Annotated in this window: 23 protein-coding genes; 6 read left to right on the top strand and 17 right to left on the bottom strand. The window is 74.2% G+C overall.

Annotated elements, in window-relative coordinates; all coding sequences use genetic code 11:
* The first annotated feature begins 120 nt into the window (after positions 1-120).
* The 3 genes from eccE (at position 121) to QPK52_RS06660 (ending at position 5,059) form a co-directional block, all read left to right on the top strand.
* A complete protein-coding gene (gene eccE / locus QPK52_RS06650) occupies positions 121-1,443 on the top strand; it encodes a type VII secretion protein EccE (RefSeq protein ID WP_410536087.1) in 1,323 nt (440 codons plus the stop codon).
* A complete protein-coding gene (locus QPK52_RS06655) occupies positions 1,443-2,180 on the top strand; it encodes a hypothetical protein (RefSeq protein WP_410536089.1) in 738 nt (245 codons plus the stop codon). The genes eccE and QPK52_RS06655 overlap by 1 nt, the downstream gene beginning before the upstream one ends.
* A 236-nt stretch (positions 2,181-2,416) precedes the next feature.
* Positions 2,417-5,059, top strand: coding sequence for an SCO5717 family growth-regulating ATPase (locus QPK52_RS06660; protein WP_410536091.1), 2,643 nt, complete (start codon positions 2,417-2,419; stop codon positions 5,057-5,059).
* Between the two features lie 112 nt (positions 5,060-5,171).
* On the opposite strand, the gene QPK52_RS06665 is transcribed toward QPK52_RS06660, so the two are convergent.
* From QPK52_RS06665 to rimP, 8 genes are all read right to left on the bottom strand, one after another.
* Positions 5,172-6,110, bottom strand: coding sequence for a bifunctional riboflavin kinase/FAD synthetase (locus QPK52_RS06665; RefSeq protein WP_410536093.1), 939 nt, complete (start codon positions 6,108-6,110; stop codon positions 5,172-5,174).
* A 313-nt stretch (positions 6,111-6,423) separates the two neighbouring features.
* Positions 6,424-7,329 carry a tRNA pseudouridine(55) synthase TruB gene (gene truB / locus QPK52_RS06670; protein WP_410536095.1) on the bottom strand — a complete coding sequence of 302 codons (906 nt, stop codon included), beginning with the start codon at positions 7,327-7,329 and terminating at the stop codon, positions 6,424-6,426.
* A 3-nt stretch (positions 7,330-7,332) separates the two neighbouring features.
* Entirely contained in the window at positions 7,333-7,830 is a 498-nt protein-coding gene (gene rbfA / locus QPK52_RS06675) for a 30S ribosome-binding factor RbfA (protein ID WP_410536097.1), read from the bottom strand.
* A 66-nt stretch (positions 7,831-7,896) separates the two neighbouring features.
* Positions 7,897-8,190 (bottom strand): DUF503 domain-containing protein, encoded by a 294-nt coding sequence (locus QPK52_RS06680; protein WP_410536099.1) that lies wholly within the window; start codon positions 8,188-8,190, stop codon positions 7,897-7,899.
* 180 nt (positions 8,191-8,370) lie between these two features.
* A complete protein-coding gene (infB, locus tag QPK52_RS06685) occupies positions 8,371-11,412 on the bottom strand; it encodes a translation initiation factor IF-2 (protein WP_410536101.1) in 3,042 nt (1,013 codons plus the stop codon).
* A gap of 170 nt (positions 11,413-11,582) precedes the next feature.
* Positions 11,583-11,861: a YlxR family protein gene (locus QPK52_RS06690; protein ID WP_093850722.1), complete on the bottom strand. Its 279-nt coding sequence runs from the start codon at positions 11,859-11,861 to the stop codon at positions 11,583-11,585.
* A gap of 74 nt (positions 11,862-11,935) precedes the next feature.
* Positions 11,936-12,961, bottom strand: a complete 1,026-nt coding sequence (gene nusA, locus QPK52_RS06695) for a transcription termination factor NusA (protein WP_410536103.1) — start codon at positions 12,959-12,961, stop codon at positions 11,936-11,938.
* A gap of 2 nt (positions 12,962-12,963) precedes the next feature.
* Positions 12,964-13,515 carry a ribosome maturation factor RimP gene (gene rimP, locus QPK52_RS06700; protein ID WP_410536105.1) on the bottom strand — a complete coding sequence of 184 codons (552 nt, stop codon included), beginning with the start codon at positions 13,513-13,515 and terminating at the stop codon, positions 12,964-12,966.
* A 259-nt stretch (positions 13,516-13,774) separates the two neighbouring features.
* Between rimP and QPK52_RS06705 the strand changes: the two genes are divergently transcribed.
* The 3 genes from QPK52_RS06705 to QPK52_RS06715 are packed head-to-tail and all read left to right on the top strand — an operon-like array spanning position 13,775 to position 15,881.
* A complete protein-coding gene (locus QPK52_RS06705) occupies positions 13,775-14,311 on the top strand; it encodes a hypothetical protein (protein WP_410536106.1) in 537 nt (178 codons plus the stop codon).
* Between the two features lie 32 nt (positions 14,312-14,343).
* Positions 14,344-14,922 carry a DUF4439 domain-containing protein gene (locus QPK52_RS06710; protein ID WP_410540239.1) on the top strand — a complete coding sequence of 193 codons (579 nt, stop codon included), beginning with the start codon at positions 14,344-14,346 and terminating at the stop codon, positions 14,920-14,922.
* A gap of 44 nt (positions 14,923-14,966) precedes the next feature.
* The gene (locus QPK52_RS06715) at positions 14,967-15,881 is read left to right on the top strand and encodes an aminoglycoside phosphotransferase family protein (RefSeq protein ID WP_410536107.1); all 915 of its coding nucleotides are present in this window, start codon (positions 14,967-14,969) and stop codon (positions 15,879-15,881) included.
* 86 nt (positions 15,882-15,967) lie between these two features.
* Here QPK52_RS06715 and QPK52_RS06720 read toward each other — a convergent pair whose 3' ends face one another.
* The 9 genes from QPK52_RS06720 to QPK52_RS06760 form a co-directional block, all read right to left on the bottom strand.
* Complete coding sequence (locus QPK52_RS06720; RefSeq protein ID WP_410536109.1) at positions 15,968-17,689, bottom strand: proline--tRNA ligase; 1,722 nt, start codon at positions 17,687-17,689, stop codon at positions 15,968-15,970.
* Positions 17,690-17,755: 66 nt separating this feature from the next.
* Positions 17,756-18,292, bottom strand: coding sequence for a GNAT family N-acetyltransferase (locus QPK52_RS06725; RefSeq protein WP_410536110.1), 537 nt, complete (start codon positions 18,290-18,292; stop codon positions 17,756-17,758).
* A 122-nt stretch (positions 18,293-18,414) separates the two neighbouring features.
* Entirely contained in the window at positions 18,415-19,260 is an 846-nt protein-coding gene (locus QPK52_RS06730) for a GNAT family N-acetyltransferase (RefSeq protein ID WP_410536112.1), read from the bottom strand.
* A gap of 89 nt (positions 19,261-19,349) precedes the next feature.
* Entirely contained in the window at positions 19,350-20,504 is a 1,155-nt protein-coding gene (ispG, locus tag QPK52_RS06735) for a flavodoxin-dependent (E)-4-hydroxy-3-methylbut-2-enyl-diphosphate synthase (RefSeq protein WP_410536114.1), read from the bottom strand.
* Positions 20,505-20,659: 155 nt separating this feature from the next.
* On the bottom strand, positions 20,660-21,964 hold the full coding sequence (locus QPK52_RS06740) for a M50 family metallopeptidase (RefSeq protein WP_410536116.1): 1,305 nt from the start codon (positions 21,962-21,964) through the stop codon (positions 20,660-20,662).
* Entirely contained in the window at positions 21,961-23,232 is a 1,272-nt protein-coding gene (gene dxr / locus QPK52_RS06745; RefSeq protein ID WP_410536118.1) for a 1-deoxy-D-xylulose-5-phosphate reductoisomerase, read from the bottom strand. Before dxr ends, QPK52_RS06740 begins: the two co-directional genes overlap by 4 nt.
* A gap of 130 nt (positions 23,233-23,362) precedes the next feature.
* A complete protein-coding gene (locus QPK52_RS06750; protein ID WP_410536120.1) occupies positions 23,363-24,922 on the bottom strand; it encodes an ABC transporter permease in 1,560 nt (519 codons plus the stop codon).
* On the bottom strand, positions 24,919-25,617 hold the full coding sequence (locus tag QPK52_RS06755) for an ABC transporter ATP-binding protein (RefSeq protein WP_410536122.1): 699 nt from the start codon (positions 25,615-25,617) through the stop codon (positions 24,919-24,921). The genes QPK52_RS06750 and QPK52_RS06755 overlap by 4 nt, the downstream gene beginning before the upstream one ends.
* Positions 25,614-26,153 carry a helix-turn-helix transcriptional regulator gene (locus QPK52_RS06760; RefSeq protein ID WP_410536124.1) on the bottom strand — a complete coding sequence of 180 codons (540 nt, stop codon included), beginning with the start codon at positions 26,151-26,153 and terminating at the stop codon, positions 25,614-25,616. The genes QPK52_RS06755 and QPK52_RS06760 overlap by 4 nt, the downstream gene beginning before the upstream one ends.
* Positions 26,154-26,330 lie beyond the last annotated feature (177 nt).

Below are 26,330 nucleotides of genomic sequence, written 5' to 3' on the forward strand. Positions count from 1 at the left end.
GTCGGACCGGGCCCCTACTATGCCCGTTGGCGATGGGCCCTCGCCGCTCCGGTAGGGTGATCGCCCGACCAACGCCCTGGAGGGTCAGGGCGATTACGGACACAAGGGGATTTTCAGGGGATGGGGACCGCCACGCGGGCCCGGACCGCCACGTCCGCGCCCGACAGTCCGGCGCCGGACGGCGCACGCCCCGAGCCCGCGAGGCCGCGTCCGGTGCGTTCGGTCACGCCGCGTGCCGAGGCACGCCACCGCGGCCTGGGGCCGCTCCGGCTGCACCAGCTGGTTCTGGCCGAGCTGGCCGCGGCGGGAGTGCTGGCCGCGGCCGCCGTGCACAAGGTTCTGGTGATCCCGGCGGCCGTGGTGGCCGTCGTCCTGCTGCTCCTGACGGTACTGCGGCGGCGCGGCCGCCCGCTCCCGGAGTGGCTGGGCACCGTCGTGGCGCTGCGCCGCCGCAGGCGGCGGGCCGCCTCCGAGGTGCTGCCGCCGGACACCGACCCGGGCCTGGCCCCGGCCGTCGAGTGCGATCCGGCCCTGCGCAGTCTGACCTATGTCGACCGCGAGCGGCGCGGCGTCGGCATGGTGGGGGACGGCACGTTCCTGACGGCCGTGCTGCGCGTCGAGCCCCGCCCCTCCGCCCTGCGTTCCGGCCCCGACGAACGGCCCCTGCCGCTGCGGCTGCTCTCCGACGCCCTGGAGGTGGACGGCATCCGGCTGGAGTCGGTGCAGGCGGTGCAGTACACCCAGCCCGCCCCGGCACCGCATCTGCCGGCGCAGTCGGTGGCCGCCTCCAGTTACGGCCCCCTCCAGGCGTCGTGCGGCGCACCGGCCGTACGTGTGACCTGGGTGGCCCTCAAACTCGACCCGGAGCTGTGCCGGGAGGCGGTCCGGGCGCGCGGGGACGGTCTGGAGGGCGCGCAGCGCTGCCTGGTGCGAGCCGCGGACCAGTTGGCGAGCCGGCTGGCCGGTGCGGGTTTCCGGGCGACGCTGCTGTCGGAGCAGGAGCTGGTCACCGCGCTGGCGACGTCGGCCGGGGCGAGCCCGGCGGCCACGGCGCGGGCCGGGCGCCCCGACTCCGCCCCCGCGCGGCGCACCGAGGAGAAGGCCCGTGCCTGGCGGTGCGACGACCGCTGGCACACCACGTACGCGGTGGCCCGCTGGCCCGAGTTGGGGCCGGGGTCCGCTCCGCTGCCGTCGCTGGTGGCGTCGCTGACGGGGCTGCCCGCCCTGGCCACCACCTTCAGTCTGGCCCTGAGCCGGGGCGAGAGCCGTTCGGTCGCGATACGCGGGCATGTGCGCATCACCGCCCGCAGCGACGCCGAACTGGTCGCCGCCCGGCACGTGCTGGAGCGGCTGTCGCGGGAGCGCCGCGTGGGAATCGCCCGGCTGGACCGCGAGCAGGTGCCCGGGGTGCTGGCGACGCTGCCGCTGGGAGGGACGCGCTGATGCCCGGATCCGCAGACTCGGCGCGCACGGCCGCACGGCCCCGTCTGGGGTTCGGGCTGCGCGGGCCGCGGACGCCCCGTCACGTCCTGCCCGTGGAGCAGCTTGACGCACTCGCCCTGCCGGTCGGTGACGACGGAGTGGTGGCCGGTGTCGATGTCGAGGACCGCCCGGCCGTCATCGGCCTCCACCATCCGGCCCCCCACGACGTGGTGCTGATCGGCGGTCTGTGGACGGCTCAGGTGCTGGCGCTGCGTGCGGCGGGCACGGGTGCGCGGGTGGCCGTCGAGACCGGCCGGCCCCAGGTGTGGACGAACCTGGCCCGGGCCGCGGGCGGCGACCAGCAGTGCATGACGCTCCACGACGTCGGCCGGGTTCCGCCGCTGGGCGCCACTGCCGTCTCTCCGGTCGTGGTGATCCGGGACTGCGGGATGAAGCCGCCGCGCGGCCGGGTCTCCTCGGGGCCCTGGCAGTCGGTGCTGACGCTGCTTCCGTATCTGAGCCCGGTGGCCCCCCGGCTGCTGAGGGGCGCCTCGCTCACCGGTGTCCAGCAGGTCTCCCCCGAGGAGGCCCGGCAGGTGGGCAGGATCCTCTCCCTGTCCCGGCAGGAGGTCGAGGCGCTGTCCACGCTCGCCGACGGCGTGACGCTGTGGTGCACGGGCCGGGACCGGCGGTTCGTGCTGACCAGACCCACCGACGCCGAGACGGGGTTGCTGGGCGTGGCCCGGCGGCTGGACTGACGGTCCGCCGACCGACCGCGGTCCGCCGCCCCGTCACCGGTCCGTTGTCCGAGTGGGACGGGAACGGCATGCCGTTTCGGTGCCCGTGGCGACTAGGGTGGACATGCGCGCGGCAGGACATTCCGAGGGAGCGGGCCGGAGGCCGCGGCGGCGGGGGAGCCGGCGGCCGGGCCCGCCGGCAGGGAGCGGTCCGCGCGGTTCGGCCGGGGTGCTCGACCAGATCAGCAGGAGGCATTGTGAACAGCGACCGGGACGAGATCCGCGTCGACGGGATCGCACCCGGCGACGACCTGCCCAAGGACGAACTCGACGCCACGGGTGAGTTCACCATCGACTACACACCACCTGCCTGGTACACGCGGAACGCCGACCCCGCCCCGCGTCCGCCGGCCGCTTCCGGCGGCTTCGCGGACGGCACGGAGGCCGGCGGGACGGACGCGGGCACCGGTCCAGATACCGGCGCGCCGCCCGCATTCCCCCCGGTGACGCCGCCCGGGCCCCCCGCGGGGGACGCCGGTGAGGAGCCCGGCGACCACCGGTCCGGTGAACCGCCGGCCGGCCCGGCTCCGGAGGCCGCTGACGGCGGGGAGGGCGGACGGGACGGACGGCTGGGGGAGCATCCCGCCGGTGACGGTCCCGGCGGTGACGCGACCATGCGTTTCTCCTCCGCCGCGCTGCGCCGGGAGATCGCCGGACGGCAGGCGGCGAAGGAGCCCGCCGACGGCGGAGACGATCGGCCGGAGGGCACGGACGGCGAGCCGGCCGGCAGCGCGTCCTCCGGTGACGAAGCACCCCCGGCTCCGGCCCCGTCGCCGTCCGCCGACTCCGAAGTCCGGTCCCGTCCCCGGGACGACGCCGGTGAGGAGTCCGCGGGGGACGACGAGCCCGCTGGGCCCGAAGCCGGAGCGACCGGTGAACCGCACGGCTCCGCCCCGCGGCCTCCGGCTCCTCCGGCACCCGCCCCGCAGGCCCCCGCGCAGCCGCCGTGGCAGACCGCTCCGGAGGGCGGGGCGCCGGTCGGACTGCCTCCCCTGCCGCCGCACTTCCAGCCCGCCGCTCCTCCGGCCGCGCCCAACCCGCCGGTGCCGCAGGACGGTTACCACCTCGCCCAGCCCCAGCACCAGGCCCAGCCCCCGGCCGCGCCCGGCCCGCAGCCGCAGCCGGAGGGCGGTTACGGCTTCCCCCAGCCGCCCGCCGCACCGCAGGCCGGCCCGTCCCAGCCCCAGCCTCCGGCCGTACAGCAGACCGGTGCCCCCGGGCCCGCCGCGGACCGGGCCGGCGTTCCCATGCCGCCCGCGGAGCCCGCCTCCCAGGACGGCTACGGCTTCCCCCGCCCCCAACCGCAGCTGCAGGCACAACCGCAGCCCCCGGCCGCGCCCGGCCCCCAGCCGCAGCCGGAGGGCGGTTACGGCTTCCCCCAGCCGCCCGCCGCACCGCAGGCCGGCCCGTCCCAGCCGCTGCCTCCCGCCCAGCCCCCGGCCGCGCCCGGCCCGCAGCCGCAGCCGCAGCCGCAGCCGCAGGACCCTCGTGCCGGTTCCGCCTGGCCCGACCCCCGCCAGCAGCCTCCGAGCCAGCCCGGTGCGCTCGGATACACCGCGTCGGTGGAGCTGTCCTCCGAACGCCTGCTGAACCAGAAGAAGAAGCCCCGCCCGCAGAGCAACCGCGGCGGCTCCCGCTTCCGTATCGGGGCCAGGAAGGAGGAGGCCGAGCGGCAGCGCAAGCTCGAACTCATCCGCACCCCGGTGCTGTCCTGCTACCGCATCGCGGTGATCAGCCTCAAGGGCGGCGTCGGCAAGACGACGACCACCACGGCGCTCGGCGCGACGCTCGCCAGCGAGCGGCAGGACAAGGTCATCGCGATCGACGCCAACCCGGACGCGGGCACGCTCGGCCGCCGGGTGCGGCGCGAGACGGGCGCGACGATCCGCGATCTGGTGACGGCGATCCCGTACCTCAGCAGCTACATGGACATCCGCCGGTTCACCTCGCAGGCGCCCTCCGGACTGGAGATCCTCGCCAACGACGTCGACCCGGCGATCTCGACGACCTTCAACGACGAGGACTACCGCCGGGTCATCGGCGTGCTGGGCCAGCAGTACCCGATCATCCTCACCGACTCGGGCACCGGCCTGCTCTACAGCGCGATGCGCGGCGTCCTCGATCTCGCCGACCAGCTCATCGTCATCTCCACCCCGTCCGTGGACGGCGCCAGCAGCGCCAGTACGACGCTGGACTGGCTCTCCGCCCACGGGTACGGCGATCTGGTGCAGCGCAGCATCACGGTCATCTCCGGGGTCCGCGAGACCGGAAAGATGATCAAGGTGGACGACATCGTGGCGCACTTCAAGACGCGCTGCCGCGATGTGGTGGTCGTCCCGTTCGACGAGCACCTCGCGGCCGGCGCGGAGCTGGACCTGGACATGATGCGGCCCAGGACGCGCGAGGCGTACTTCAACCTCGCCGCCCTGATCGCCGAGGACTTCTCGCGCCACCAGCAGGAGCAGGGCCTGTGGTCGCCCGGCGGGAACCCGCCGCTGACCGCGCCGCCCATCCCCGGCCGGCCGCAGCCCCAGCCCGGTCAGCCCCATCCCGGCGCCCCGCAGCATGCCCAGGCTCCCTACCAGCCGCAGCCCTACCCCCAGCACCAGCAGCCGTACGGGCAACCGCAGCCGCAGCCCCAGCAGCCGTACCCGCACTACCCCCAGCAGCAGCCCGGTCAGCCCCATCCCGGTCAGTCCCACCCCGGACACCAGCCGTATCCGGGCCCGCCCGGCCACCCGGGTCAGCCCGGCCAGGCGCAGGCCGGTCCCTCCCAGCAGCCGCCCGGTGCCGCGGGGCCGCCCGCGCCCGGCGCACAGTGGCAGCAGCCGGAGCGGTGACGGCGGCGGCGCACCGCCGCGGGACGTGAACGGGCCCGCCGGTCCCGCCCCTGAGGGGCAGGGCCGGCGGGCCCGTCCGTCCGCTCGTCCGCCGTGCGCGGGGCCGAAACGCTCAGCCCAGCAGTTCCCGGGCCACCCGCACGTCCTCGGCCATCCGCTCCAGCAGCCCGTCCAGCGTGTCGAACCTCTCCTGCCCGCGGATGTAGGACAGGAAGTCCACCGCGACGTGGAGTCCGTAGAGGTCGAGGTCCACACGGTCGATGGCGTACGCCTCCACAGTCCGTTCGGTGCCGTCGAACTGCGGGTTGGTGCCGACGGAGATCGCGGCGGGCATCGACTCCCCCTCCACCACCAGCCATCCGGCGTAGACGCCGTCCGCGGGGATCGCCGTGTGCGGCAGCGTCTCGACGTTGGCCGTCGGGTAGCCCATCTCGCGTCCGCGCTGCGCACCGCGGACGACCACGCCCTCCACCCGGTGCGGCCGGCCCAGCACCTCCGCCGCGCCCTCCACGTCGCCCTCGGCGACCAGGCGGCGGGTGAGGGTGGAGGAGAACGGCTCGCCGCCCCCGGCCTCCCCGCGCTCGAACAGGTCGACGACCATCACGTCGTAGTCGTACGTCCTGCCCAGCTCGGCCAGGGTCTCCACGGTGCCGGCCGCCCGGTGGCCGAAACGGAAGTTGGGGCCCTCCACGACGGTACGGGCGTGGAGCCTGTCGACCAGCACCTTCACCACGAAGTCGGCCGGCGACAGCTTCGAGAACTCCTCGGTGAAGGGCAGGACCAGGACCGCGTCCACGCCCAGGCCGGCCATCAGCTCCGCGCGCCGGTGGTGCGGGGCGAGGAGCGGCGGGTGGCTGCCGGGCCGCACGACCTCGCTGGGGTGCGGGTCGAAGGTGACGACGACGGCCGGTACGCCCAGCTCGCGGGCGCGCTCGACCGCCCTGCCGATGATCAACTGGTGCCCGCGGTGCACCCCGTCGTAGGAGCCGATGGTGACGACGCTGCGCCCCCAGTCCTCGGGGATGTCCTCCAAGCCACGCCAGCGCTGCACAGTGCCCGCTCCTCGCCGAATGCCAGTGGATGGTGCCGGGTCCAAGGGTGCCATGACCCCCCGTCGCGTTCGCACGGGGACCCGCGCCGTACGGCTCCCGCCGGAAAGCGCCCCGGTGTGCGCCGTGGTTCACTCCGTGCGCCCGCCCGGCGAGGTGCGTCCGGGCCCCTGTGTGGACAGGAAACCGGATGCGCACAGGAGGGGGATCGTGGGCGCGGGCGCCGGACCCGGTGCCCGCGCCCACGGTGCGTCACCGCCACCGCCGGGTCCGGCCGGGTCCGGCCGGGCACCACCGGTTCCCGCCGGGCGCCAGTCAGGCGAAGACGGCCAGGCTCCTGGCCCTGCCCCCCTGCTCCTCGACCAGTGCGAGGAAGCGGTCCCCAGGCCCGAAGACCGCGACCGGCCCGGGCCTGCCGGACGGCGGCATGGCGATCCGCACCCCGTTCGCCAGCAGCCTCGCCTGCCGCTCGTCCACGTCCCAGCGCGGGAAGGCGGCCGCGGCCGCCTCGCCGACGGGAACGACGGTCAGCGACTGCTGGTGCTGCTCCAGGGTGCGTGCCGCGTCCAGACCGTACGGGCCGACCCGGGTGCGGCGCAGCGCCGTGAGATGGCCGCCGACCCCCAGACCGGCGCCCAGGTCGCGGGCGAGCGCCCGGATGTAGGTGCCGGAGGAGCAGACGACGGAGACCAGCAGGTCCAGCACGGGGGTGCCGTCCTCGGCACTCCCGGCGCGGACGTCGTGCACGGTGAAGGAGGAGACGGTGACCGGCCGGGCGGCCAGCTCCACCTCCTCGCCCTCGCGCACCCGGGCGTAGGACCGCTTGCCGTCGATCTTGATCGCGCTGACCTTGGAGGGGACCTGGAGGATGTCGCCGGTCAGCTTGGCGACGCCGTCGTCGATCGCCTCGCGGGCGATGCCGTCCGCCGGCGTGGAGGAGGTGATCTCGCCCTCCGCGTCGTCGGTGACGGTGTTCTGGCCGAGGCGGATGGTGCCGACGTACTCCTTCTCCGTCAGCGCCAGGTGCCCCAGCAGCCGGGTCGCCTTCTCGACGCCCAGGACGAGGACGCCGGTGGCCATCGGGTCCAGCGTGCCGGCGTGTCCGACCCGGCGGGTGCGGGCGATGCCGCGCATCTTGGCGACCACGTCGTGGGAGGTGAAGCCGGCGGGCTTGTCGACGACGACCAGCCCGCCGGGTTCCTGGGTTCCTTTGCGTGCCACGGGTCAGGCGTCCTCGCCGTCCGTGCCGCCCGTTGCGTCCCCCCTGCCCTCGGCGCCGCCCGCCTCCTCCTCGTCCTCCTCGCGCGCGGGCTTGCGGTAGGGGTCGGGCTCGCCCGCGTACGTGGCGCCCGAGGACGCCTGGCGCACCTGGGCGTCCGACGCCCTGGCCCTGGCCAGCAGGTCGTCGATGGTCCGGGCGTTCTCCGGGAGCGCGTCCGGGACGAACGTCAGCGACGGCGTGAAGCGCACGCCGGTCTGCCGCCCGACCTCCGAGCGCAGTACCCCCTTGGCGCTCTCCAGCGCCGCGGCGGAGGCCGCCCGCTCCTCGTCGTCGCCGTAGACCGTGTAGAAGACGGTCGCCTCCCGCAGGTCGCCGGTGACCCGGGTGTCGGTGATCGTCACATAGCCGAGCCGCGGGTCCTTGATCCGCCGCTGGAGGGTCTCCGCGACCACGACCCGGATGCGGTCGGCCAGTTTGCGTGCCCGCGCGGTGTCGGTCATGTGTCTGCTTCCTTCTGTTTCGGATCGTTCGGTTCGGGTCCGGGCGGGGCCGTGCACCGGAAGCGCTCAGTCCTCGTCCCCGTGGAACCGCCGCCGCACCGACAGCAGCTCCACCTCCGGCCGGGCGGCCACCAGCCGCTCGCACCGGTCGAGCACGTCCGAGACGTGCCCGGCGTCCCCGGAGACCATCGCGAGGCCGATCACGGCCCTGCGGTGGATGTTCTGCTCCCCGACCTCCGCGACGCTCACCGTGTACCTGCGCTGCAGCTCCGCGATGATCGGGCGGACGACCGACCTCTTCTCCTTCAGCGACCGCACGTCGCCGAGGAGCAGGTCGAACGAGAGTGTGCCTACGTACATGGGATGCGGGTCCAGCCGACCCGTGAGGCCTCGTGGGGCGGAGCCCTGCCGACGCCCGGCAGGACACGGGAAACCGTACACGCAACGGTTCCCGGTGATCGACGCATATAACGGCCACGGAGCCTCCCGCCGGGGCGGGAGGCTCCGTGGCCGTTCACCGGTGGCGCCCACCGGCGGGGGTCAGGCGCGGGGCTTCTCCCGCATCTCGTACGTCGCGATGACGTCGTCGACCTTGATGTCGTTGAAGTTTCCGAGGTTGATACCGCCCTCGAAGCCTTCGCGGATCTCGGTGACGTCGTCCTTGAAGCGGCGCAGACCCTCGATGTTGAGGTTCTCCGCCACGACCTTGCCGTCGCGGATGAGGCGGGCCTTGGTGTTCCGCCTGACCTCGCCGGAGCGGATGATGACACCCGCGATGTTGCCGAGCTTGGAGGAGCGGAAGACCTCGCGGATCTCCGCCGTGCCGAGCTCGACCTCCTCGTACTCCGGCTTGAGCATGCCCTTGAGGGCCGCCTCGATCTCCTCGATCACCTGGTAGATGACCGAGTAGTAGCGGACGTCCACGCCCTCGCGCTCGGCCATCTGCGTGGCACGCCCCTCGGCGCGCACGTTGAAGCCGATGACGATGGCGTCGGAGCCGGTCGCCAGGTCGATGTCGGTCTCGGTGACCGCACCCACGCCGCGGTGCAGGACGCGCAGGTCGACCTCCTCGCCGACGTCGAGCTGGAGCAGCGAGGACTCCAGGGCCTCGACCGAACCGGACGCGTCGCCCTTGATGATGAGGTTGAGCTGCTGCACCTCGCCGGCCTTGAGCACCTTGTCCAGGTCCTCCAGGGAGACCCTGCGGGTGCGCTTGGCGAAGGCGGCGTTGCGCTCGCGGGCGGCGCGCTTCTCGGCGATCTGCCGGGCCGTGCGGTCCTCGTCGACCACCAGGAAGTTGTCGCCCGCCCCGGGGACGCTGGTCAGACCCAGCACCAGGACCGGGGTGGCCGGACCGGCCTCCTCGACGTTGTTGCCCTTGTCGTCGAGCATCGCCCGGACGCGGCCGTACGCGTCGCCGACCACGACCGTGTCGCCGACCCGCAGGGTGCCGCGCTGGACCAGCACCGTGGCAACCGCGCCGCGGCCGCGGTCGAGGTGGGCCTCGATCGCGATGCCCTGCGCGTCCTGCTCCGGGTTGGCCCGCAGGTCGAGCGAGGCGTCCGCGGTCAGGACCACGGCCTCCAGCAGCTGGTCGATGTTCAGACCCTGCTTGGCGGAGATGTCGACGAACATGGTGTCGCCGCCGTACTCCTCGGCCACGAGCCCGTACTCGGTGAGCTGGCCGCGCACCTTGGTCGGGTCCGCACCCTCGACGTCGATCTTGTTGACCGCCACCACGATCGGCACGTCGGCCGCCTTGGCGTGGTTGAGGGCCTCGACCGTCTGGGGCATCACACCGTCGTTGGCCGCCACCACCAGAATCGCGATGTCGGTCGACTTCGCACCGCGGGCACGCATGGCGGTGAACGCCTCGTGACCCGGGGTGTCGATGAAGGTGATCTTGCGCTCTTCGTCGTTGACCTCGGTCGCGACCTGGTAGGCGCCGATGTGCTGGGTGATGCCGCCGGCCTCGCCCTCGATGACGTTGGTCTTGCGGATCGCGTCCAGCAGGCGCGTCTTACCGTGGTCGACGTGACCCATGACGGTCACCACCGGCGGACGCGAGACGAGTGCCTCCTCGCCGCCCTCGTCCTCGCCGAACTCGATGTCGAAGGACTCGAGCAGCTCGCGGTCCTCCTCCTCCGGGCTGACGATCTGGACGACGTAGTTCATCTCCTCGCCGAGGAGCTGCAGCGTCTCGTCGGAGACCGACTGGGTCGCGGTGACCATCTCGCCCAGGTTGAACATCACCTGGACCAGCGACGCCGGGTTGGCGTTGATCTTCTCCGCGAAGTCGGTGAGCGACGCACCGCGCGACAGCCGGACGGTCTCGCCCTTGCCGCGCGGCAGCATCACGCCGCCGATGGACGGGGCCTGCATGGCCTCGTACTCCTGGCGCCTCTGCCGCTTGGACTTGCGGCCGCGGCGCGCCGGACCGCCGGGACGGCCGAAGGCGCCCTGCGTGCCACCGCGGCCACCGGGACCGCCGGGACGGCCGCCGAAACCGGGACGGCCGCCGAAGCCACCGCCACCGCCGCCGCCACCGGGACGGCCGGCGAAACCGCCGCCGCCACCGCCGGGACGACCGCCGCCGCCACCGCCGGGACGGCCGGCGAAGCCGGGACGACCGCCGCCGCCACCGCCGGGACGGCCCGCGCCGGCGCCGGGACCACGGCCGCCGGGGCCCGGACGCGGACCCGCGGCCGGACGCTGCGGCATCATGCCCGGGTTCGGACGGTTGCCGCCCGGACGCGGACCCGCGGCGCCGCCCTGGCCGCCCTGCGGGCGCGGCATGTTGCCGGGGCTGGGACGGCCGCCGCCGGGAGCCTGCGGACGGGGACCGCCCTGGCCGGCTCCGGGACGCGGACCACCCGGGGCACCGGGGCCGCCGGGACGCGGGGCACCGCCCGGACGGGGCGCCTGCGGGCGCGCCATGCCGGTGGAGCCGCCGGAGGTGAAGGGGTTGTTGCCCGGACGCGGGCCGGCCGGACGGGCGCCCGGCTTGGGACCGCCCGGCTTGGGACCGCCCGGACCGCGGCGGTCCTGGCCCGCCGGGGCGGGACGGCCACCGGGCTTGGGGGCACCCGGACGCGGCGCGCCCTGGCCGGACGGCGGCGCGGTGAACTCGGGCTTGGCCGGGGCGGGGGGCTGCGCCGGGCCCGGCTTGGCCGGGGCGGGACGCGGCCCGGGGGTGGGCGGGGTCGGGCCGCTCTTGGCGGGCGCCGGCCCCGGACCCGGGACGTTCTTCTGGGGCGCGCTCCTGGGCGCCTCGGCCGCGGGGGCCGGGGGCTTGGGCGCGCCGGGCTTGGGGGCACCCGGGCGGGGTGCGGAGGCACCCGGCTTCGGGGCGCCCGGCTTGGGGGCCGCCTTGCGGGGGGCGGCGGGCTTCGCGGCGGACTTCTTGGCGCCTCCGGCGCCGTTGCCCGCGTCGAACGCGTCGGTCAGCTTGCGTACCACCGGCGCCTCGATCGTCGAGGACGCCGAACGGACGAATTCACCGAGTTCCTGGAGCTTGGCCATGACGACCTTGCTCTCGACTCCAAGCTCCTTGGCGAGCTCGTATACCCGGACCTTAGCCACTTCGCTCCTTACGGTCCGGGGGGATTCTTCCGCCGGACCTTCGCTACTGCATGGGCGTACTCATCGCGTACTCATCGAGTGCTCATCGCAATCTCGACCTACTTCCAACTCGCGAGGTACCTCTCCCGTACGGCGGGGTGCCGTACGGGCCGTCGTGCGTGCTTGCTGTCTTACGGTGTTGCCCGCGGTACTGCCTGCAGCAGCTCCGCGGTATCGAGCGGTCCGCCGGCCCGGAAGGCCCGCTGGAACGCCCGGCGGCGGACCGCCAGGTCGACACAGGTCGGTGCGGGGTGCAGATAAGCGCCCCGGCCGGGCAGCGTACCGCGATGGTCGGGAACGCATCTGTTCCCGACCAGCACCACACGCAGCAGATCGCCCTTGCCCGACCGCTCCCGACAACCCACGCAGGTGCGTTCAGGGCATGCGCGGGCGCGCGTCCGGTCAGACACTCTTAAGTCTACCTCCCCGCGCGGATTGCGCCGTTGGCGGGGTCGCCATTGGGGTACGGACGGTGACAGGCCTCTCAGCCCCTCTCCGCGCCGCTCTCCCGGCGTTCCCCACCGCGCTCCCCGCTCTGCTCGGTGTCCGGGCGGATGTCGATCCGCCAGCCGGTGAGCCGGGCGGCGAGCCGGGCGTTCTGCCCTTCCTTCCCGATCGCCAGCGAGAGCTGGTAGTCGGGCACCGTGACCCTGGCCGACCGTGCCGCGGCGTCCACGACGTCCACCCTGCTCACCCGGGCGGGTGAGAGCGCGTTGGCCACCATCTCGGCCGGGTCGTCCGACCAGTCCACGATGTCGATCTTCTCGCCCTGCAGCTCGGCCATCACGTTGCGCACCCGGCCGCCCATCGGGCCGATGCACGCGCCCTTGGCGTTCAGGCCCGGACGGGTGGACCGTACCGCGATCTTGGTGCGGTGCCCGGCCTCGCGGGCGATGGCCGCGATCTCCACCGAGCCGTCCGCGATCTCGGGCACCTCCAGGGCGAAGAGCTTCTTCACCAGATTGGGGTGGGTGCGCGAGAGCGTCACCGACGGGCCGCGGACTCCCTTGGCGACCCGCACGACATAGGTGCGCAGCCGGGTGCCGTGCGAGTAGTCCTCGCCGGGCACCTGCTCCTGCGGGGGCAGGATCGCCTCGAGCCTGCCGATGTCAACAAGGACGCTGCGCGGATCCTTCCCCTGCTGGACGACTCCCGCGACGATGTCGCCCTCGCGCCCGGCGTACTCGCCGAGGGTGATCTCCTCCTCGGCGTCCCGCAGGCGCTGCAGGATGACCTGCTTGGCGGTGGTCGCGGCGATCCGGCCGAACCCGGAGGGGGTGTCGTCGAACTCGCGCGGCTCGGCGCCCTCGGGCAGGTCGGCCGGATCCTCCTTGGCCCACACCGTCACATGGCCGGTGGAGCGGTCCAGCTCCACACGGGCCTGGCGGCGGCTTCCCTCGGTGCGGTGGTACGCGATGAGGAGAGCCGCCTCGATCGCCTCGACCAACAGGTCGAAGGAGATCTCCTTCTCCCTCACCAGACCCCGCAGGGCACTCATGTCGATGTCCACGGCTACGCCTCCTCCTGGCTCTCTTCGTCAGAGGCCGCAGCCTGACGCGCCTTCTCGGCCTTCTCGGCGGCCTTGCGGTTGAACTCGATCTCCACCCGGGCCCTGGCGATCTCGGTGTAGGCGAGCCGGCGGGCGGTGGCCCTGCGTCCCTTGACGCCGGGCACCTCCACGTCCACGCCGTCCTCGTCCGCAGCGCCGACGCGGGCGACCAGTTCGCCGCCGCCCGCCCCCTCTGCCAGCTGCGCCCTGATCAGCCTGCCGACGGCGCGGCGGTAGTGCCGCGGCTCGGTCAGCGGGCGGTCGGTGCCGGGTGAGGTGACCTCCAGGACGTACGGGGCGCCGCCCATCACATCGGTCTCGTCCAGCGCCTGGGACGCCTCGCGGCTCAGCTCCGCACAGGTGTCGAGCTGCACGCCCTCGTCTGAGTCCACCACGACGCGCAGCACCCGCCTTCTTCCGGCCGGGGTCACTGCGATCTCCTCGAGATCCAGCCCCCTGGCGGTGACGAGCGGCTCCAGCAGTCCTCGCAGCCTCTCGCTCTGGGTGGTGCTCATCCGGGTGACTCCTCGGCCGCGTGTGCTGTTGTGGGAACGTCCAGTCCTGGGGTTACGGGGGTCAAGCCTATCGTCTGCCGCGGGCTGCGCCGACCAGGCGGCCGGAGGCGCTGCGCCGGGCGGCCGTCCCCCGCACGGGGCACTCGCGGGGCACGGCGGTGCCCCGCCGAGGGGGACGGTGCGAACACGGGTACGCTCACACCCGCGGTGATCGCCGCCCGTCCCCCGCGCCGCCGAACCACCTCCCCTGGGAGCGCCCGTGCCGATCGACCCGCGTCCCCGCCGGCGGAGCCTGCTGGCCACCGGTGTGGCGGGCGCCGCCGCGCTGCTGCTGACCGGATGCTCGCAGGAGAGGCCGACGGCCGCCGAGCGCAGGCTGGCCTCCGCGGACGAGCGGCTGCGCCGTGCCGCCGCGCGCGGCAGTGCCGCGCTGCTGGCCCGCTACGACCGCACCCTCGCCGCGCACCCGGACCTGGCCGGGCGGCTGGAGCCGCTGCGGGCGGACGTGGCACGGCACGTGAGGGCCTTCGGCGGGACGGAGCCCGGTGGTCCCGGGAGCCCGAAGGACTCCGGGAGCCCCGGCGGCTCACCCGCCCCGGAGGCCGCCCGGGGCACCGGGGCGGGCGTACCCGCCGACCCCGGGCGCGCGCTGAGCGCCCTCGCGAACGCCGAACGCACCGCCGCCGACGCCCTCACCCGGGCCCTCGACGGCGCCCCGCCCGAGCTCGCCCGGCTGCTCGCGTCCGTCGCGGCGGCCGGGGCGGTCCACGTCTACCTGCTCACGGGCGGCGAGTGATGAACCAGGCGACCGACCGGGCGGTGAACCCGATGGCGAACCCGGTGGCGAACCCGGCCGTGGCCACGGCCTCCTCCGCGGCGTCCCCCGCCTCCCCTGCCACCGGCGCCGTACCGGACGCGGCCCCCGGCGGTGTGCCCGGAGGGGAGGGCGGGCCCGGCGCGAAGGACGGCCCCGCGCTGGCAGCCCTGCAGGCCGCGCTCCTGGCCGAGCACGCCGCCGTCTACGGTTACGGCGTCGTGGGCGGGCGGATCGCCGAGGACCGGCGCGCGCAGGCGCGGGAGGCCCACGACGCCCACCGCGCGCGCCGTGACGCCCTGCGCCGCGCGGTGCGGCGGATGGGCGGCAGCCCCGAGCCCGCCGCCGCGGCCTACTCCCTGCCCTTCGCGGTGCCGGACGGCGCCGCGGCGGTGCGGCTCGCCGCCGAACTGGAGGAACGGGTGGCCGCCGTCTACGCCGACCTGGTCCGGGCCGGCGAGGGCGGGCTGCGACGGGAGGCGGCCGCCGCGCTGCGGGAGGCCGCGGTCCGCGCGGCACGCTGGCGCGGTACGGGCGTACCCTTCCCAGGGCTCGCCGAGCGCACCGCGCCGGCGGGCCGGGAGTCCCTCTGAGGGGTTCTCCCGCGCGACGCCGACGACGAAAGGGACGCCCGGGCATGACATCGGCTCCGCACGTCGAACCCCCGCAGCGGCTGGTGCGCTTCCAGGGCGCGGACTCCCCCTGGCTGGCGCGGCTGCCCGGCCTGGTCCAAGCGTCGCTGGCGCGCTGGGAGCTGACGGCCGAGCGGGTGGTCTCCCCCGGCGGGCGCGGCAGCCTGGTCGTCCTGGTGCGCCGGGCGGACGGCTCGCCGGCCGCGCTGAAGCTGCGCGCCGCCGGTGCGGCGGACGAGGCGGCGGCGCTGTCCCGCTGGGAGGGGCACGGCGCGGTACGGCTGCTGGACGCCGCGCCCGAGGACGGCGCGCTGCTGCTGGAACGGCTGCACGCGGATGTGTCGCTGCGCTCGCTGCCGGACGCGAAGGCCACCTTGGAGGCGGTCTCGGCGCTGCACCGGCTGTGGGTGCCCCCCGCGCCCCCCGGCGCCCCGGAGGACGGCGGGCATCCCTTCACCACCGTGGAGGAGCACACCGGCCGGGCGGTGGAGGGCATCCGCGCGCATGTGCCCGAGGAGGCCCGCCCGCTGGCCGAGGAGGCACTGGCGCTGCGCTCCGGGCTGCTCGCCGACGCCCCCGAACAGGTGCTGCTGCACGGCGACTTCCGGCAGGGCGCGGTGCTGTCGGCGGATCCGGGGCGGGCGCACTGGCTGGTGGTCGGCCCCGATCCGCTGGTGGGCGAGCGGGCGTACGACCTGGCCCGGCTGGTCCGCGACCGGCTGCACGACCTGGCCGCCGGCTCCGGCGCCCCCGCGATCGCCCGGCGCCGGGTGGCCAAGCTGGCGAACTCCCTGGAGGTGGACCGCGACCGGCTGCGCGGCTGGAGCCTGTACCGGGCGGTGGAGTCGGGTGCGCGGCACCTCGCCGCCGGCGAACGCGCCGACGGCGAGGCGCTGCTGGAGTTCGCCGGCTGGCTGTGAGCCGCCGCCGCGGGGCCCGGGCCGGGCCCGTGCCGAGCTCGTGCCGAGCTCTGGGGCGGGGCCGGTGAGGGCCCCGCCTCGGCGGCTCAGGCGGACTCGCCGGCCGAGCGGACCAGCCGCTCCACCGCCTCGTCCACCGGGACCTCCTCGCGCTCGCCGGTGCGCCGGTCCTTCAGTTCCACCAGGCCCTTGGCCGCGCCCCGGCCCACCACCAGGATCTCCGGCACGCCGATCAGCTCCGCGTCGGTGAACTTCACACCGGGCGAGACGCCCGTACGGTCGTCCACCAGGGTGCGCACCCCGGCCCCGGCCAGCCTCTCGGCCAGCTCCAGGGCCATCTCGATCTGGGCGCCCTTGCCGGCGGCGACGACGTGGACGTCGGCCGGGGCGACCTCGCGCGGCCAGCACAGGCCCTGGCCGTCGGCCGTCTGCTCGGCGAGCGCGGCCACCGCGCGCGAGACGCCGATGCCGTAGGAGCCCATGGTGACGCGGACGGGCTTGCCGTCGCGGCCGAGCACGTCCAGGGAGAAGGCGTCGGCGTACTTGCGGCCGAGCTGGAAGATGTGGCCGATCTCGATGGCCCTGTCCAGCTTGAGCCCCGCGCCGCAGGACGGGCAGGGGTCGCCGTCCTCGACGGTGACCACGTCCAGGTACTCGTCGACCTCGAAGTCGCGGCCGCACACCACGTTGCGGGCGTGGGTGTCGGGCTTGTTGGCCCCGGTGATCCAGGAGGTGCCGGGGGCCACGCGCGGGTCGGCGACGTAGCGGAAGGCGGTGCCGGCCAGCCCCTGCGGACCGACGTAGCCGCGCACCAGGGCGGGGCGGCCGGTGAAGTCCTCGGCGGTGACCAGCTCCACGGTGGCGGGCGCCAGGTGCTCGGCGAGCTTGCCGAGGTCCACCTCGCGGTCGCCGGGCACGCCCACGGCCCAGATCTCGCCGTCCACCTTGACCAGCAGGTTCTTCAGGGTGGCGGAGGCGGGCACGCCCAGGTGGTCGGCGAGCGTCTCGATGGTGGGGGTGTCGGGGGTGTCCAGTTCCTCGACGGGCGGGTGGCCCATGGGGTCGCCCGGCTTCAGCGGGAAGGTGACGGCCTCGGTGTTGGCGGCGTAGCCGCAGGCCGGGCAGTCGGCGAAGGTGTCCTCACCGGCGGCGGCCGGGGCGAGGAACTCCTCGGAGGCCGAGCCGCCCATCGCGCCCGAGACGGCGGAGACGACCCGGTGGTCCAGGCCGAGCCGGGTGAAGATCCGCACGTACGCCTCGCGGTGCAGCCGGTAGGACTCGGCCAGTTCCTCGTCGCTGGTGTCGAAGGAGTAGGAGTCCTTCATCAGGAACTCCCGGCCGCGCAGGACGCCCGAGCGCGGGCGGGCCTCGTCGCGGTACTTGGTCTGGATCTGGTAGAGCATCACCGGCAGGTCCTTGTAGGACGTGCACTGGTCCTTGACGACCTGGGTGAAGATCTCCTCGTGGGTGGGTCCGAGCAGGTAGTCGGCGCCCTTGCGGTCCTTGAGCCGGAACAGCAGGTCGCCGTACTCCTCCCAGCGGCCCGAGACCTCGTACGGCTCCCTGGGCAGCAGGGCCGGGAGCAGCACCTCCTGGGCGCCGATGGCGTCCATCTCCTCGCGCACGATCCGGGTGACGTTCTCAAGGACCTGCTTGCCCAGCGGCAGCCAGGTCCAGATCCCGGCGGCGGTGCGGCGTACGTAGCCGGCGCGGACCAGAAGCCTGTGGCTGACGGTCTCGGCGTCGGCCGGGTCCTCGCGCAGCGTCTTCAGCATGAGCCGGGACATGCGCTGGACACGGGCTGCCATGGGTTTCTCCTGCGTGCGGTGGGTCGGTTTCCGGGCCGCGGCGGTACTGCGGCCCCGCCCAGGAGACTACCGGCGCCGCAGCGGCAGCGGCGCACCCATCACCGCGTACGGGCTCCCGGCGCTCGGGAACAGCACATGGCGGGCCAGGTCCCGGTAGCCCAGGGAGCGGTAGAGGGCGCGGGCCGGGCTCTCGGTGTCGATCGCGGAGAGGATCGAGCGCGGCTCGGCGGCGGTGTCGGTGATCGAGGTGATCAGCTCCCGGCCGATGCCGCGCTTCTGGTACGCCGGGTGCACGTGCAACTCGGTGATGACGAAGGCGTCGTCGAGCCACCCGGCGTTCCCGTTGCGCCGCAGGTACGGCTCGACGACCGTGGACCACCACTGCGTGCGGTCGTTGGGCATCCCGTAGACGAAGCCGACCAGCCGCCCGCGCGGTGTGGTTGCACCCAGCGCCCGGACCCCGGGGGCGGCGGCGTGCCGCAGCACGATGTGGCGGCGCACCCCCACCTCGTCGTCGGTCAGTCCGAAGGCGACGGCCTGTACGGCGAGCGCCTCGTCCACGCGGGCTGCGAGGTCCAGGGGACCGACCTGGGCGTCTTCCATGGTGTCCGACCCTACTGGAGAGGCCGGCGGGATCCGGCGAACACCCGCGCGGACGCCGGGGCGTTCGGGACCGTCCGGTGCCGCCTGGGGGAGCCGTCCGGGACCGTTCGGAACGGCACGCCTCAGAACAGCACGCTCATGAACGCGCCGACCTCGCGGAAGCCGACCCGGCGGTAGGCGGCGCGGGCCGCGGTGTTGTAGTCGTTGACGTAGAGGCTGACGACCGGGGAGACCTCGGTCAGCGCGTAGCGCAGCACCGCCGCCATGCCGGCGACGGACAGGCCTTGACCGCGGCGGTCGGGGGCAACCCACACGCCCTGGATCTGGCACGCCTGCGACGTGACGGCGCCGATCTCGGCCTTGAAGACCACCCGGCCGTCCTCGATGCGGGCGAACGACCGTCCGGCGCCGACCAGTTCGGCGACCCGGGCCTGGTAGATCAGCCCGCCGTCCCCGGCCAGCGGTGAGACGCCGACCTCCTCGGTGAACATCGCCACACAGGCGGGCATCAGCACGTCCATCTCGTCCTTGCGGACGCGCCGCACATACGGGTCGGGCCGTATGCCCGCGGGCATGCGGTCGGCGACCATCAGCGGCTGGTGGCGGCGGACCTCGCGAGCCGGACCCCAGTGCGGCTCCAGCCGGGCCCACAGGGCGGCGGTGGGCCGGGCCGGGCCGACGACGGACGAGCAGCGCCGCCCCTGGCGGCGCGCCCGCTCGGCGAAGGCGCGCACCGCCTCCGGTCCCGCGCAGACGGGGACGAGGTTGGCGCCCGCGTAGCACAGGGACTCCAGCCGCCCGCGCTGGTACCAGCCCCACATCTCCCCGCCCAGCCGCCACGGGTCCAGGCCGGAGACCCGGACGCGGGCGGCGACGAAGGCGTTGTTGACCGGCTCGCGGTCGAGTACCGCGAGGGCGTCGTCGAGCTCGTGGGGCTCGACGACGCGGGTGGTGGTGGTCGTCAGCACGTGGGATGCCTCACCGTACGGCCGTGGTGGCGGGGAGCGGTCTTCCGACTTTACCCCCGGGCCGCCGCGGCCGGACGGGCGCGGGCCGGTCAGCTGACGGAGACCTCCGGCGGCCCGGAGAGCACGCCGTCCTTCTCCATCTGCTCGGCGATCTTCATGGCCTCGTCGATGAGGGTCTCGACGATCTTGGACTCGGGGACGGTCTTGATGACCTCGCCCTTGACGAAGATCTGGCCCTTGCCGTTGCCGGAGGCCACCCCGAGGTCGGCCTCGCGGGCCTCGCCGGGCCCGTTGACGACGCAGCCCATGACGGCCACCCGCAGCGGCACCTCCATGCCCTGAAGGCCGGCGGTCACCTCGTCGGCGAGCTTGTAGACGTCCACCTGGGCCCGGCCGCAGGAGGGGCAGGAGACGATCTCCAGCCGGCGCTGGCGCAGGCCGAGGGACTCCAGGATCTGGATGCCGACCTTGATCTCCTCCACCGGCGGGGCCGACAGCGAGACGCGGATGGTGTCGCCGATGCCCTCGCTCAGCAGGGCGCCGAAGGCGACGGCCGACTTGATGGTGCCCTGGAAGGCCGGTCCGGCCTCGGTGACGCCCAGGTGGAGGGGGTAGTCGCACTTCTCGGCCAGCAGCCGGTAGGCGTTGACCATCACGACCGGGTCGTTGTGCTTGACCGAGATCTTGATGTCGCGGAAGCCGTGCTCCTCGAACAGCGAGCACTCCCACAGCGCGGACTCCACCAGCGCCTCGGGGGTGGCCTTGCCGTACTTGGCGAGCAGCCGCTTGTCCAGGGAGCCGGCGTTGACGCCGATGCGGATGGGGACGCCGGCGTCGGATGCCGCCTTGGCGATCTCCTTGACCTTGTCGTCGAACTGCCGGATGTTGCCCGGGTTGACGCGCACGGCCGCGCAGCCGGCGTCGATGGCGGCGAAGACGTACTTGGGCTGGAAGTGGATGTCCGCGATCACCGGGATCTGGGACTTCTTCGCGATGACCGGCAGCGCCTCGGCGTCGTCCTGGGACGGGCAGGCCACGCGGACGATCTCGCAGCCGGAGGCGGTCAGCTCGGCGATCTGCTGGAGCGTGGCGCCGATGTCGGCGGTGACGGTGGTGGTCATCGACTGCACGGAGACCGGGGCGTCGCCTCCGACGGCCACCGAGCCGACCTGGATCTTCCGGCTGACCCGTCTGTCGGCCAGTTTGGTCGGTACGGACGGCATTCCGAGCGAAATGGCTGTCATTGTGGTGTGCAACCCCAAGCTGTGGTCCAGTGCCCCGTTCGGCGGCGGGCTCCGGCCTCCGAGATTACGGTACGCCCGGGGCCCGGGGCACACCGTGGTCCGCCGTACGCGGGGCGGGGCGGCGGGTTCGCCCCCGCCCCGCCCCGCGCCGGGCGTCAGCCGGTCAGGCGTACGGGGTTGACCACGTCCGCGATGAGCACCAGCAGCGTGAAGCAGACGAAGACGCCCGCCACCACGTACGCCACCGGCATCATCTTCGCCACGTCGAACGGGCCGGGGTCGGGGCGGCGCAGCACCCTGGCCAGACCCCGGCGCAGCGACTCCCACAGGGCCCCCGCGATGTGGCCGCCGTCCAGCGGCAGCAGCGGCAGCATGTTGAACAGGAACAGCGAGAGGTTGAAGAGGGCGAGGGTGAGGAGGGTGATCGCCACCCGCTGCTCCGCCGGGATCTCCAGGGCGAAGATCTCCCCGCTGACGCGGGCCGCGCCGACCACGCCCATCGGGGAGTCCTGCTCGCGCTCGGCACCGGCGAAGGCCGCGTTCCACAGGCCGGGGATCTTCTCCGGCAGACGGGTCAGCGCCTCGGCTCCGGCGATCATCATGTCGCCCATGCGGTCGACGGCCTGCGGGAAGGACTGCTCGACCACGCCGGTGGCCGGGGAGAAGCCGAGGAAGCCGGTGGTGACGTACTCGCCCTCGACGTAGCCGCCGCGCCCGTCGGACTTGGCGACCTGGTTCTTCACCAGGTTCGCCTGGAGGACCTCGCGCTCGCCGTCGCGCTCGACGGTGATGGTGGCCGGCCCGATGGTGTCGCGGATGCGCTGCTGGAGGTCGCCCCACTCGGTGACCTCCGCCCCGTTGAAGGCCACGATGGTGTCGCCGGGCTTCAGGCCGGCCGCCTTGGCCGGGGAGTCGGGGGCGCCCTCGGGGCAGGTGTCGGTGCGCTCGGAGACCCTGACCACGCACTCGGAGACGGAGGAGACGGTGGTGGTCGTGGTGTTGATGCCGAAGGTCATCAGCGTGCCGAGGAAGATCGCCACGGCCAGCACCAGGTTCATGAACGGGCCGGCGAACATCACGATCACGCGCTTCCAGGGCTTGCGCGTGTAGAACATCCGCTTCTCGTCGCCCGGCTGGAGCTCCTCGTAGGCCGCCGCGCGGGCGTCCTCGATCATCCCCCGGAAGGGGGAGGTGGAGCGCTGCCGGACGGCGCCGTCGTCACCGGGCGGGAACATGCCGATCATCCGGATGTAGCCGCCGAGCGGGATCGCCTTGATGCCGTACTCGGTCTCGCCCTTCTTCCGCGACCACAGGGTGGGGCCGAAGCCGACCATGTACTGCGGCACGCGGACGCCGAACATCTTGGCCGTGGACAGGTGGCCCAGCTCGTGCCAGGCGATGGAGAACAGCAGGCCGACCACGAAGACGACTATGCCGAGGATGGTCATCACCGTCGTCATGCGCGTGCCTCCGCTGTCCGTTCCGTCATACGTGCCGCCAGTTCGCGGGCGCGGGCGCGTGCCCAGGTCTCGGCGTCGAGCACCTCGTCCAGGGTCAGGCCGGCTCCCCGGGGGGTGCCGTGCTCCTCGACCACCGCGGCGACGGTATCCACTATGCCGTTGAACGGCAGCCTGCCGGACAGGAACGCCTCGACGCACTCCTCGTTGGCGGCGTTGAACACCGCCGGCGCGGTCCCGCCCAGCGCGCCGACGTGGCAGGCCAGCGCCACGGACGGGAAGGCCTTCTCGTCCAGCGGGAAGAACTCCCAGCTCATCGCCTTGGACCAGTCGAACACGGGGCCGGTGCCGGGCACCCGGTGCGGCCAGCCGATGCCGAGGGCGATGGGCAGCCGCATGTCGGGCGGGCCGCACTGGGCGATGGTGGAGCCGTCCCGGAACTCCACCATCGAGTGGATGTAGGACTGCGGGTGGACGACGACCTCGATGCGGTCGAAGGGGATGTCGTACAGCAGGTGCGCCTCGATGACCTCCAGGCCCTTGTTGACCAGGGTCGCGGAGTTGACGGTGATGACCGGGCCCATCGCCCAGGTGGGATGGGCCAGGGCGTCGTCGGGGGTGACGTCCTCCAGCTCCTCGCGGGTGCGTCCCCGGAAGGGACCGCCGGACGCGGTCACCAGCAGTTTGCGCACCTCGGCGCGGGTGCCGCTCATCAGCGCCTGGAACAGCGCGGAGTGCTCGGAGTCGACGGGGATGATCTGGCCGGGCTCGGCCAGAGCCTTCACCAGCGGGCCGCCGACGATGAGGGACTCCTTGTTGGCCAGGGCCAGGGTGCGTCCCGCCTCCAGAGCGGCCAGGGTGGGGCGCAGCCCGATGGAGCCGGTGATGCCGTTGAGGACGGTGTGGCACTCGGACGCGGCCAGTTCGGTGGCCGCGTCCGCTCCGGCCAGCACCTCGGGCAGCGGCTCGGCGGAGCCGTAGCGGGTGCGCAGCGCCTCGCGCAGCTCGCCGGCCCTGCTCGCGTCGGAGACCGCGACGGTGCGGACCTTCAGCCGGTGGGCCTGCTCCGCCAGCAGCTCCACCCGGCCGCCCGCGGCGGACAGCGCGGTCACCCGGAAGCGGTCGGGGTTGGCCAGCACCACGTCGACGGCCTGGGTGCCGATCGATCCGGTGGAACCCAGGATCACGATGTCGCGCGGGCCGCCCGCGGCGGGGGCGTCGGCCGGGTGGCGCAGATGCGGGTCTGCGAGAGGGGCGGGACTGTCGGTCATCCCCCTATTGTGTCCGGTCCGCGAGACGGCCCGGACACCGCGTCACGCCGCGCCGCACCGCGCCACCCGGCCGACGTCCAGGCCGTCGTCCGGCCGACGCCCCCGCCGCCGTCAGGCAGTCGTCCGGCCGTCAGCCGGTGCGCAGTTCCTCCGCCGAGGTGCCCGGGCGCAGGAAGAGCAGCCCGAGGCCGGTGGCGGCCGCGACGAGGACCAGTACGCCCAGCCCGTGGAGGGCGAGGTCGCCCAGGGGCACGGGGACGGCGCGCACCACGTCGGGGACCTCGATCAGGTGGCTGTACTTCTCGAAGTTCTCCTCGCACAGGGCCGGGGCCGCGTCGCAGGTCTGCGCCCGGCCGCCGCCCTCCCGCACCTCCGCGCCGAAGTACCCCCGGCCCATCAGGGTGCCCACGGTCATCGCCAGCGCCACGGCCGGGACCAGGGGCGCGAACGTCTGCCACACCAGCGCCCGGCCCATCACCGAGCGGGGCACGCCCGCGGCGGCCAGGGCCGCGTGGGAGCGGCGGCGGGCGACGACGGCCTCGGCGACGGTGACCAGCAGACCGGCCGCCGCGATCACCAGCCCCACGACGACGGCCGTGTCGACCACGTCCATGGCGTCGAGGTAGAAGGTGTCCGAGCCGTATCCGCCCGTCGTCTCCTGCCCGGCCGCCTCGTCGTAGAAGCGCTGCACCTCCTGCCGCGCCTCCAGCATGGTGGCGAAGAAGGCGCGTACGGCCAGCGCTCCCGCGCCGAAGACCACGGCCACCAGCAGGGCGGCGAGGGTGCGGCTGCCGTGCCAGGGGTCGGCGAGCAGCCGGCGGGCGGCCAGCAGCGGGGCCGGACGGCGGGCGAAGCGGTGCAGCACCCGGCCGGTGGCGTGGGAGATCCATCCGGTGCCGAGCACCACGCCGAGGGCGGCCATGAGTCCGCCCCCGAAGAGCAGCAGGAGCGGCAGTGGAGAGACGAAGGCCGGGTCACCGGAGTCCTCGTAGTTCTTCCGGATCGCTTCGAGGGCGAGGGAGGCCCCCACACCGAGCACGATCAGGACGGCGGGCCACGGTCCCGGTGAACGCCTCGACCGCGCCTGCCGGGTCACTCCGAGCGGAGTCACGATCACCCGGCGCAGCATCACCGCGGCGGCGAGCGCCGCCAGCAGCGGCAGCCCGAGCACGGCGGCGGCCAGCGCGGGTACGGACGGCAGTACGTCGGTGGGCAGCGGAATCCTGCCCTCTGCGTCCGGCCGGTGCAGTACCCCGCGCCCGACGAGGAAGACGGCGAGTCCGGCGCAGGTGCCCAGCAGGCCCGCCACCCCCGTCTCGGCGGCGGCGACGGTCATCGCCTGGCGCGGAGTGCCGCCGGCCAGCCGGATCGCGGCGAGCCGCCGGTCGCGGGAGGGCGCACCGAGCCGGGCGCACTGCCCGGCCAGGGCCAGTACGGGGATGGTGAGCAGCAGCAGGGCGGCGATCACGCCGGGACGCAGTCCGGGCTCCTGGAGAAGGGTGCTGGTGTACTGGTCGTTGAGGGGCACACCCGCGTCGGCCCGGGGCTCGGGATCGGGGATGGCCAGCACCGTCAGCGCGGCGAGCACCGCCAGTGCGGCGAGGGCGGCGCTGACGGCGGTGAGCACCACCCGCAGGGTGTCGGTACGTGTTCCGGCCAGGGCCAGTCCGAGCAGCGCGGTGGGCTTCACGGGCGGCCGCCCGCCGGCACGTCGACACCGAGTCCGGTCGGGTCCAGCGCACCGTCCCGCAGGGTGATCTCGCGGTCGGCGTAGGCGGCCACGGACGCCTCGTGGGTGACGAGCACGACGCTGGTGCGCTGCTCCTGGGCGACCCTCGTCAGGTGCCCCAGCAGCCGCTCCCCGGCCAGCGCGTCCAGCGCGCCGGTGGGTTCGTCGGCGAAGAGCACCTTCGGTTCGGTGACCAGCGCCCGCGCCGCGGCGCACCGCTGCTGCTGGCCGCCGGACATCTCGCCGGGCCGGGAGCCGGCCACGTCGGCCACCTCCAGCCGCTCCAGCCAGTTCAGCGCGGCGGTACGGGCTTCGCGCCGCCCCTTGCCGGCCAGCAGCAGCGGCAGGGCGACGTTCTCGGCCGCCGTCAGTTCGGCGACGAGCTGCCCGAACTGGAACAGCACTCCGAAGTCGGTGCGCCGCAACCGGGAGCGGTCTGCCTCCGAGCGGGTGTCGAGGCGCTGACCCCCGTACAGCACCTCGCCCGCGTCGGGGCGCAGGATTCCGGACAGGCAGTGCAGCAGTGTGGACTTGCCGCAGCCGCTGGGTCCGGTGACGGCGAGAATCTCGCCCTCGGCCAGCTCCACGGTGACGCCGCGGAGCGCGGGCGTCGGCCCGTAGGACTTCACGACCCCGCGTGCTTGCAGGAGCGTCATGGGTGCACCTCCCGGTGCAGGTCGGCGACGCGGTCCAGCGTGGTGCGCAACCAGCGCAGGTCGGCGTCGAGGTGGGCGATGGCGAAGTCCGCGGCGATCACGTCGCCGAGCGAGGACTCGGGGTCGGTCTTGACGGCTGTCAGCTCGCGCAGCCGCGCGGTGTGCGCCCGGCGCTGTTCGGCGAGGTAGCCGCGGGCCTGTTCGACGCCGCTGACCAGCAGGGCGACGACGACCTTGGCCAGCAGTGCGCTGGTGACGTACGGGGCCGGGGTCTCGATCTCCTCCAGCCAGGCGCGCAGCTTCTCGCGTCCGGCGTCGGTGAGGGCGAACTCGGTGCGGTCCGGCCCTCCTTCGCGGCTCTGCCCGCGCTTCTCCACCAGACCGTCGCGCTCCAGCCTGCCGAGCGTGCCGTAGACCTGGCCGAAGGCGATCGGTCTGGCCTTGGGGAAGCGCTGGTCGTGCGCCTTCTTCAGGTCGTAGCCGTGCTGCGGCCCGGCGGCCAGCAGGGCGAGCAGTACATGGGCTGCGGTGGACATGACGGCGACTATTCCCCGAGAGAATAGTTGCCGTCAAGTCGTTTCCTCTTCAGGTCCGTTGCCGCTCACCCGGAGGCGAGCAGCCGGGCGGCACCGGAGGCGGACAGCGCGGTGGGCACAGCCAGGACGGTCTCGGCCACCGCGAGCGCGTGGCGCGTCACCGCTCCACCCGCCGCG

Origin of the sequence: Streptomyces sp. KL2 (assembly GCF_046529545.1) — a bacterium.
Taxonomy (GTDB): Bacteria; Actinomycetota; Actinomycetes; order Streptomycetales; family Streptomycetaceae; genus Streptomyces; species Streptomyces radiopugnans.

What these genes read in the sequence shown, in the direction of transcription:
- QPK52_RS06655 (WP_410536089.1), top strand. Translation starts at nt 1,443, where the DNA reads ATGCCCGGATCCGCAGACTCGGCGCGCACGGCCGCACGGCCCCGTCTG.
- QPK52_RS06740 (WP_410536116.1), bottom strand. Translation starts at nt 21,964, where the DNA reads ATGACGACGGTGATGACCATCCTCGGCATAGTCGTCTTCGTGGTCGGC.
- rbfA (WP_410536097.1), bottom strand. Translation starts at nt 7,830, where the DNA reads ATGACCGACACCGCGCGGGCACGCAAACTGGCCGACCGCATCCGGGTC.
- QPK52_RS06720 (WP_410536109.1), bottom strand. Translation starts at nt 17,689, where the DNA reads ATGGCAGCCCGTGTCCAGCGCATGTCCCGGCTCATGCTGAAGACGCTG.
- dxr (WP_410536118.1), bottom strand. Translation starts at nt 23,232, where the DNA reads ATGACCGACAGTCCCGCCCCTCTCGCAGACCCGCATCTGCGCCACCCG.
- QPK52_RS06680 (WP_410536099.1), bottom strand. Translation starts at nt 8,190, where the DNA reads ATGTACGTAGGCACACTCTCGTTCGACCTGCTCCTCGGCGACGTGCGG.
- ispG (WP_410536114.1), bottom strand. Translation starts at nt 20,504, where the DNA reads ATGACAGCCATTTCGCTCGGAATGCCGTCCGTACCGACCAAACTGGCC.
- eccE (WP_410536087.1), top strand. Translation starts at nt 121, where the DNA reads ATGGGGACCGCCACGCGGGCCCGGACCGCCACGTCCGCGCCCGACAGT.
- rimP (WP_410536105.1), bottom strand. Translation starts at nt 13,515, where the DNA reads ATGAGCACCACCCAGAGCGAGAGGCTGCGAGGACTGCTGGAGCCGCTC.
- QPK52_RS06760 (WP_410536124.1), bottom strand. Translation starts at nt 26,153, where the DNA reads ATGTCCACCGCAGCCCATGTACTGCTCGCCCTGCTGGCCGCCGGGCCG.
- QPK52_RS06755 (WP_410536122.1), bottom strand. Translation starts at nt 25,617, where the DNA reads ATGACGCTCCTGCAAGCACGCGGGGTCGTGAAGTCCTACGGGCCGACG.
- QPK52_RS06715 (WP_410536107.1), top strand. Translation starts at nt 14,967, where the DNA reads ATGACATCGGCTCCGCACGTCGAACCCCCGCAGCGGCTGGTGCGCTTC.
- QPK52_RS06710 (WP_410540239.1), top strand. Translation starts at nt 14,344, where the DNA reads ATGGCGAACCCGGTGGCGAACCCGGCCGTGGCCACGGCCTCCTCCGCG.
- QPK52_RS06725 (WP_410536110.1), bottom strand. Translation starts at nt 18,292, where the DNA reads ATGGAAGACGCCCAGGTCGGTCCCCTGGACCTCGCAGCCCGCGTGGAC.